The 4,453-nt window shown below is 61.0% G+C and carries 5 protein-coding genes; all 5 read right to left on the bottom strand.

Features of this window, described 5'->3' with window-relative positions:
• Positions 1 to 266 precede the first annotated feature (266 nt).
• The 5 genes from ACHHTY_RS11790 to ACHHTY_RS11770 all read right to left on the bottom strand — a co-directional run bounded on the left by ACHHTY_RS11790 (position 267) and on the right by ACHHTY_RS11770 (position 4,054).
• Positions 267 to 785: a YfcE family phosphodiesterase gene (locus tag ACHHTY_RS11790; protein ID WP_395494360.1), complete on the bottom strand. Its 519-nt coding sequence runs from the start codon at positions 783 to 785 to the stop codon at positions 267 to 269.
• 123 nt (positions 786 to 908) lie between these two features.
• Positions 909 to 1,568, bottom strand: coding sequence for a LolA family protein (locus tag ACHHTY_RS11785; RefSeq protein WP_395494359.1), 660 nt, complete (start codon positions 1,566 to 1,568; stop codon positions 909 to 911).
• Positions 1,569 to 1,761: 193 nt separating this feature from the next.
• On the bottom strand, positions 1,762 to 2,565 hold the full coding sequence (gene murI, locus ACHHTY_RS11780) for a glutamate racemase (protein WP_395494358.1): 804 nt from the start codon (positions 2,563 to 2,565) through the stop codon (positions 1,762 to 1,764).
• 130 nt (positions 2,566 to 2,695) lie between these two features.
• Positions 2,696 to 3,226, bottom strand: a complete 531-nt coding sequence (locus tag ACHHTY_RS11775) for a Ros/MucR family transcriptional regulator (protein WP_395494357.1) — start codon at positions 3,224 to 3,226, stop codon at positions 2,696 to 2,698.
• Positions 3,227 to 3,451: 225 nt separating this feature from the next.
• Positions 3,452 to 4,054, bottom strand: coding sequence for a nitroreductase family protein (locus ACHHTY_RS11770; RefSeq protein ID WP_395494356.1), 603 nt, complete (start codon positions 4,052 to 4,054; stop codon positions 3,452 to 3,454).
• Positions 4,055 to 4,453: the final 399 nt, after the last annotated feature.

Genomic DNA, 4,453 nt, shown 5'->3' with positions numbered 1-4,453 from the left:
GCTTGGGGCGATCAGACCGGCTTACGTAGACTGATTACGCGGCGCCGGACTGCTTGCCCCAAGCTGCGGCACTGCTGCTGGTTTATCCAAGGTGGCAGGTTGCTCAGATTTGTTGACGGGATTTTTTGACCGATTGTTGATCCTACCACCCGGCAGCACCGCAGCTTGGGGCGATCAGACCGGCTTACGTAGACTGATTACGCGGCGCCGGACTGCTTGCCCCAAGCTGCGGCACTGCTGCTGGTTTATCCAAGGTGGCGGGTTGCTTAATTTTGTTGCGGGGGGATTTGCCGGCCGATCTCTACTCTTTCCACCCGGCGGTCGCCGGCGTGGAGGATGGCGAAGCCCGGCTGGTCATCCTTGCCCAGCAGCTCGCCGGGATTGATCAGCAGGGTGGGACCGAACTGCTCCACCTGGTAGCGGTGGTTGTGGCCGCAGCAGACCACGTCGAAAGTGCCCTGGGCGGCCAGGCCCCGGGCCATCTGGGGATAATGGGTGAAGGCGAACTTCAGCCCGGCGGCCTCCAGGGCCCCGAAGTCGCCGTGATGGGTCAGGTTGGGGAACCTGGCGCCGCAGAACTGGGAGATCAGGTGCTTGTCGCCGGGGTTATTGCCGTAGACCAGGTGAACCGCGCCGCCGAAGCGGGCCAGTTCTTCCAGCATGAAAGGCGAGATCAAATCACCGCAGTGGATGATCAGCGCCACCTGGTAAGGGCCGCAATAAGTGACGGCCGCCCGCAGATTGACGATATGGTCGTGGCTGTCCGACATTATGGCGATGCGCATGCCTGGCTCCTGCTGGTTTCCGGGTTGTGAGCTCCGGCCGGTACGCCGGCGGCCGGCCCAGGCGAGGCGGCTGCGGTTCGAACCAGCCGGCTAGCCGCCCTTGTCTTTACCGGGGCGGCGGGTTCAACGTCCGATAATTTCGGTGTCCGGTGGGGGTTCGAAGCGATAAAAGTCCGGCTCCAATTCAGGATCGAGCTCAATCCGCGAGAAAAAGAGGCTGGTGACGCTGCCGAAGTGATCGACGATCTCGAGGCGGCGAATGAAAAAGGGATCCTCGCCCAGCACCAGATCAAGATATTCCACCTGGGGGTGGAGTTCCCGGGGAGTCAGGCGCAAGAGCCGGCCTCCGGCCGGATCCTGCCCCGCCGGGCCCGCTTCCACCTCGAAATCACGCAGGATATCGCCGGAACCGGAGAAAAAGGCGTAGGTAACATCGGAGTCCAGGTACTCATCCACATCCCGGATCAGCATCTGGTTGCTGCGGGCGAAATAAAGCCGCACCTCCCGCCCGTCGCCCACCAGCACCTGGTGGTCGGGATAATCATATTCCCAGCGCATCTGGTGGGGCTTGCGAAAAATTACGGTGCCGCCGCCCTCCCGCTGACGCCGGCTCATGGGCACCGCGGTGAGCTGAGTAAATTCGGCCCGAAAACCGGTGACCTGATCGTAGACCTCCTGCAGGCGCCGGACCAGCTCTTCGGGATCCTCACCGGCCGCCGCCGGCAGGGGCCAAAGCAGCACCACCAGCAGCAGTCCAAACCGCCATATTCGCGTAAAATCCACCAGATCAACACCAAAAAAAGAGTTTATAAGCCGCAAAACAGCCCCAAAAAATTAACCGACCCAAACGGTTCTGCTAATAAGAGGCCCGCCGGCCCCCAAAAGTTCACGATCCCAACCGATAAATCGCCGGCCAACCATGTCCGGCGCGATCCGACCCGATCATCCACCCTGGACCGGCCAGTGAGCGGTTGCTCTAAATATCGCCGACATCGATCGCCGGACGCAATTGGATGGGCCGGCCGAAGATGCGGCGGGCGGTCAGGGCCGCCGCCTCGGTAACGTCGGAGACGTAGTAGAGGTTTTCCCCCTCGCTGCTCGGACTTAAAGTCGCCGCCACGTCGGGGTTGGCCGCCAGAAAGTCCCCCAGTTCCGCCGCCAGGGCCCGGGAGGAATCGATGACCTTGACCCGGGGACCAATCCGGTGCTGGATCAGCTCCTTGAGCAACGGGTAATGGGTGCAGCCCAGCACCAGGGTATCCACCTGCCGCTGCTTGAGGGGAGCCAGGTAGCGGCGCAGAATCATCCTGGTTTCCCGCTTGTCGAGCCAGCCCTCTTCCACCAGGGGCACCAGCAGGGGGCAGGGCTGGGAAAAAACCTGAAAATCGGCCCGCCGCTCCCGGATCATCCGCTCGTAAACCCCGCTTCTGATCGTGGCCCGGGTGCCGATCACCCCGATCCGGCCGCGGGGACTGAGGCTTACCGCCTGCTTGACCGCCGGACCGATCACCTCGAACAAGGGCAGATCATAGGAGGACTCCAAGCGCGCCGCCGCCGCGCTGGCCGCCGAGTTGCAGGCCACCACGATAAGCCGGGCCCCGCGGGACAGGAGGAAATCAACGTTTTGGCAGGAATAACGGGAGATGGTATCCGGGCTCTTGGAGCCGTAGGGGGTGCGGGCCAGGTCACCGAAATAGACCAGCCGGTAGTCCGGCAGGGCCTGTTCAATGGCCCGGGCCACCGTCATCCCCCCCACCCCGGAATCAAAAATACCGATCATAAAATTGGTCTGCTCCACCCGACGCCGCCAGGCTGACAGTCCGGGGCCAGTAATTACTTGTTTGCCCGCCGCCGCCAGGGACCGGAGGGGCGGGCCTGGCCTTAACCAAACAGCCGGGGTCAGGTTTCGCTCAAGCCTTGGTTGCCGTCGACTTGGCCTTGCGGACGATGGTTTTGGTTGGTTTCACAGCCTTGGGGGCTTTTGCGGCTTTGGCGGCCTTGGGTTCTTTCTGACTCCGTTCAGCAATGGACTTGCGCAGGTTTTCGGGTAGCCCCCGGGCTTTGCCCGCCTTCTTGCGCCGGTCGGAAAGCTCCTTGGCGCACAGGGCCTGGCGCATGGGCAAACCCCATTTCTTGCGATATTCGCGCCCGCTCAGATCATGGGAACGGAGATGCTTGGGCGAGAGCATCTTGAATTCCTCGCCGCATTCCAGGCAGACGATCTTATGCTTCTGAATGGATTTTTCCGGTCGCTCAAACTCGGGACCAACCGGCGCGCCGCCACTCTCCGCCGCCGCGCCCCGGGCTTCATCAAGTTGCAGGCCATGCAGAACATTGTAGGTGGCTTGCAATGACTGGGCAATTTCATCAGCGGTCATGCTTGTTGATGTGCATTGAGCCTGAACCAGTTCCGCCGCCATTTCAACCAGTGATTTTCCCATGGCAACCTCCAGCAATTAGAATTAATGAAATATTAATCAGCCACACCAATCAGGGACAGAACTAGCGCAAAAAAAAACAAAATTCAAGTACTTTCCCATTAAATCCGCTTAAGCCGCAAAAAATGCAATAAGCGAAACTGGTTCAGGCTGTTTATTGACCGCCGCAAAAGCAGTAGGGCGGGCCGGCATTAATCCTTGAGCGTGGAAGAGTTCCAGGAATACCGTTTAAAAACGATCAATCACCATGACTTCTTCCAAGGCTAATTGGCCGCCCTTGGGCCAAGCCGGCTTGATGCGCTTGCCGATGGCGACAAACATCGTCACCACATGGTCCTCGGGGAGATTGATCAACCGGGCTACCGCCTGGAAATCAAAACCGTCCATGGGGCAGGAATCATAGCCCATGGCCTTGGCCGCCAGCATCAGGGTCTGGGCCGCGATGCCGCAGGAACGCATGGCCTCGTCGCGTTGCACCTGGGGCTTGTCCCGGTAGTAGGCATCAATGGCGGGCAAGAGGAACTCCTGCACCTCCGGCGCCACGTTGCGCCAGTAGCGGGCCGGATTTTTTTCCCAGCTGGCGAGATCGGCGCAGAGAATCACCAGCAGGGAGGCGTCGGTGACCTGGGCCTGGTCCCAGGCCTCGGCGCGAATCAACTGGCGGAGAATGGGATCCTTGACCACCACAAAACGCCAGTTCTGGATATTGAAGGCCGTGGGGGAATGCAGGGCCAGGGAGAGCAGCCGCTGTTCATCGGCCTCACTGATCCGGTGGTTGGGATCGAACTGCTTGACGGCCCGCCTGCTTTCAATGGCTTTAATGGTATCCATAAAGTTCCTCCATCTCAGGGTTACAACCCGCCGGAAGATGCCGCTTGCCGGGCCTGCGCGGGCATGTTATTAACTCACTGAATCGCGCCGGACCCAGCGCCGGCCCTTGGCTGCCGACAAGTCAGTCGGGAATACGGTCGGGCTGTGCGCCGGCGAAATCTTATCCAAGATACAGGAGATGGGTGCAAAGGGCCAGCCCCGACTTGCCCCCGGTTCCCCAACCAGCGCCGCCATGAACCCAAGCCCCTTGCCAGGACAAAACCGGAAAGAGCTCCAGCGCCTGCTTAAGGATCTACGCGCTCTGGTGCTGCTGCATCGGGAACTGGGCATTGCCGATTATCCCGCCTCGCCGGCCCTGCACCGTTTTCTCAAGCCCTCCCCGCCGCGGCAGCAGGGGCG

This window comes from Desulfurivibrio nitratireducens (genome assembly GCF_044068515.1).
In the GTDB taxonomy this organism is placed as follows: domain Bacteria; phylum Desulfobacterota; class Desulfobulbia; order Desulfobulbales; family Desulfurivibrionaceae; genus Desulfurivibrio.
Note: the sequence above shows the minus strand (reverse complement) of the source record. Positions and strands in the feature narration are given on the sequence as shown.

Coding starts and splice junctions, on each gene's coding strand:
- ACHHTY_RS11790 (WP_395494360.1), bottom strand. CDS start 785: ATGCGCATCGCCATAATGTCGGACAGCCACGACCATATCGTCAATCTG.
- murI (WP_395494358.1), bottom strand. CDS start 2,565: ATGATCGGTATTTTTGATTCCGGGGTGGGGGGGATGACGGTGGCCCGG.
- ACHHTY_RS11775 (WP_395494357.1), bottom strand. CDS start 3,226: ATGGGAAAATCACTGGTTGAAATGGCGGCGGAACTGGTTCAGGCTCAA.
- ACHHTY_RS11770 (WP_395494356.1), bottom strand. CDS start 4,054: ATGGATACCATTAAAGCCATTGAAAGCAGGCGGGCCGTCAAGCAGTTC.